The following is a 2368-nucleotide window of genomic DNA, read 5'->3' as shown; positions in this document are numbered from 1 at the left end:
CCCCCCCCCCCCCCACCCCCGGCAGCCCCCCCCCCGCGGGGGCCGACGGCTCCCCCCCCGCCGCATCCAGCACCGACCCCTCCGGGGTCACCAGCCCCGCCCACCCCCCGAGTCGCCCGGACAGCACCCGCAGCACCGCCCCGACCGGGTCGGAACGGGACGCCCCCGCCGCCAGCGCCCGCTGCGCCTCGCTCACCCGCCGCAGCTCGTCCTCGCCGGCCCGGGCCATCAGGAGCCACACCGCCCGCGCCACCCCGGAGAACGTCGTGCGCGGCGGCACCTCCAGCAAGGGGAGGCCGTGGCGGGAGCAGGCCTCCACCAGTGCCGGCGGCACCGCGTCGTACACCGGGGCCAGACCGAAGCCCAGCGCCGCCGCCCCCGCCGCGACCACCCGGGACACGTACAGCTCGGGGTCGGGGAGCTGTACCCCCGCGGTCATGAGGAGCTCCCCGCCGAGCAGATACGGGTACGGGTCGGCCATCTCCGAGGTGTGCACCCAGCGGATCGAGGCATCGACGGGCCCCGCGATCTGGCGCAGGCCCAGGTCCGCGCGGGCCAGCAGCGCGGCCAGTGCGATGGGCGGAGTGGGCGGAGCGGTCGGTTCCGGCATGGTGGACGATCCATCCATCAGCAGCGTCAGGAGTGGAGGAAACGTACACTTCAGCGTTGCTTTCCGGCCACCTAAGGTCAAGTCGAACCGGCGGCCGCGGGTACGGGCGGATGTCCCCGCGAACAGCCGCCGACCACTCCATCTGCACGACACGCCACCGAGTGAGCGCGAAGGAGGGCCCCGCATGGCCGTCGACTACACAGTGATCGTCGTCTATCTGGCCGGGATGCTGGCTATGGGCTGGTGGGGCATGCGGCGCGCCAGGTCGAAGTCCGAATTCCTGGTCGCGGGGCGGCGGTTGGGGCCCGCGATGTACTCCGGCACCATGGCCGCCAGCGTCCTCGGCGGCGCCTCCACCATCGGCGGCGTGGGCCTCGGCTACAAGTACGGCCTGTCCGGCGCCTGGATGGTCCTCACCATCGGCCTCGGCCTGCTCGCGCTCTCCGTCTTCTTCTCCGCCCGCATCGCCCGGCTCCGCGTCTACACCGTCTCCGAGATGCTGGACCTGCGCTACGGCGGCCGCGCCGGCCTCATATCCGGCGTCGTGATGTGGGCCTACACGCTGATGCTCGCGGTCACCTCGACCATCGCGTACGCCACCATCTTCGACGTCCTCTTCGACCTCGACCGCACCGTGGCGATCGTCCTCGGCGGTGCCATCGTCGTCGCGTACTCGACCCTCGGCGGCATGTGGTCCATCACCCTCACCGACATGGTCCAGTTCGTCGTCAAGACCGTCGGGGTGCTGCTTCTCCTTCTCCCCATCGCCGTCGTCAAGGCCGGCGGCTTCAGCGAGATGAAGGCCTCGCTCCCCACCTCCTACTTCGACCCGCTCGGCATCGGCGGCGAGACGATCTTCACGTACGTGCTGATCTACACCTTCGGCATGCTCATCGGGCAGGACATCTGGCAGCGCGTGTTCACCGCGCGCAGCGACAAGGTCGCCCGGCTCGGCGGCACCGTCGCCGGAACGTACTGCCTGGTGTACGCCCTCGCGGGCGCCGTCATCGGCACCGCAGCCAAGGTCCTCTACCCCGACCTCACCAGCGCCGACGACGCCTTCGCCACCATCGTCAAGGACGAACTCCCCATCGGCGTAAGGGGGTTGGTACTCGCCGCCGCCCTCGCCGCCGTCATGTCCACCTCCTCCGGCGCCCTCATCGCCTCGGCCACAGTCGCCAACAACGACATCTGGGCGAGGTTCAAGAGGATCAAGGGGGAGATCGGGGGAGGCGAAGAGCAGGACGAAGTGAAGGGCAATCGCGTCTTCATCCTCGTCATGGGGCTCGCCGTGATCGTCATCGCGACCCGGCTCAGCAGCGTCGTCGAGGGGCTCACCGTCGCCTACGACCTGCTCGTGGGCGGGCTGCTCGTGCCGATCCTCGGCGGGCTGCTCTGGAAGCGCGGCACCGTCTCGGGCGCGCTCGCCTCCGTCGCCGTCGGCGGCCTCGCGGTCGTCGGTCTCATGGTGCGGTACGGCATCCTCGCCAACGAGCCCGTCTACTACGGACTGCTCGCCTCGCTCCTCTCGTACGTCCTCGTGTCGTACGCGACGAAGCCGACCGACGCCGCGGTGCTCGCCGTCTGGCGCGAGCGGCTCGCCGGTGCTGGGGCGGAACCCACCGAGCCGGTGGCCGCCGAAGCGGCGCCGGCGCACAGCTAGTGACCTGAGTCGTTGATGCGTCGTTTGATATGCATGGGGCGTCCGGGGCCGCGGTTGGCCGAACTGGTGTTGTCCGAGCGCGAGCGTGAGGTGCT

2 protein-coding genes are annotated in these 2368 nt (G+C 70.9%); one reads left to right on the top strand and one right to left on the bottom strand.

Annotated features, from left to right (window positions below; genetic code table 11):
* The coding region (locus ADK54_RS10480) for a PucR family transcriptional regulator ligand-binding domain-containing protein (protein ID WP_199826924.1) at window positions 1–610 on the bottom strand (610 nt) is incomplete at its 3' end.
* A 184-nt stretch (window positions 611–794) separates the two neighbouring features.
* Here ADK54_RS10480 and ADK54_RS10475 point away from each other — a divergent pair.
* Complete coding sequence (locus ADK54_RS10475) at window positions 795–2273, top strand: sodium:solute symporter (RefSeq protein ID WP_053725298.1); 1479 nt, start codon at window positions 795–797, stop codon at window positions 2271–2273.
* Window positions 2274–2368 lie beyond the last annotated feature (95 nt).

Source organism: Streptomyces sp. WM6378, assembly GCF_001279695.1.
Taxonomy (GTDB): Bacteria; Actinomycetota; Actinomycetes; order Streptomycetales; family Streptomycetaceae; genus Streptomyces.
This window is presented reverse-complemented; position numbering and strand designations above follow the sequence as displayed.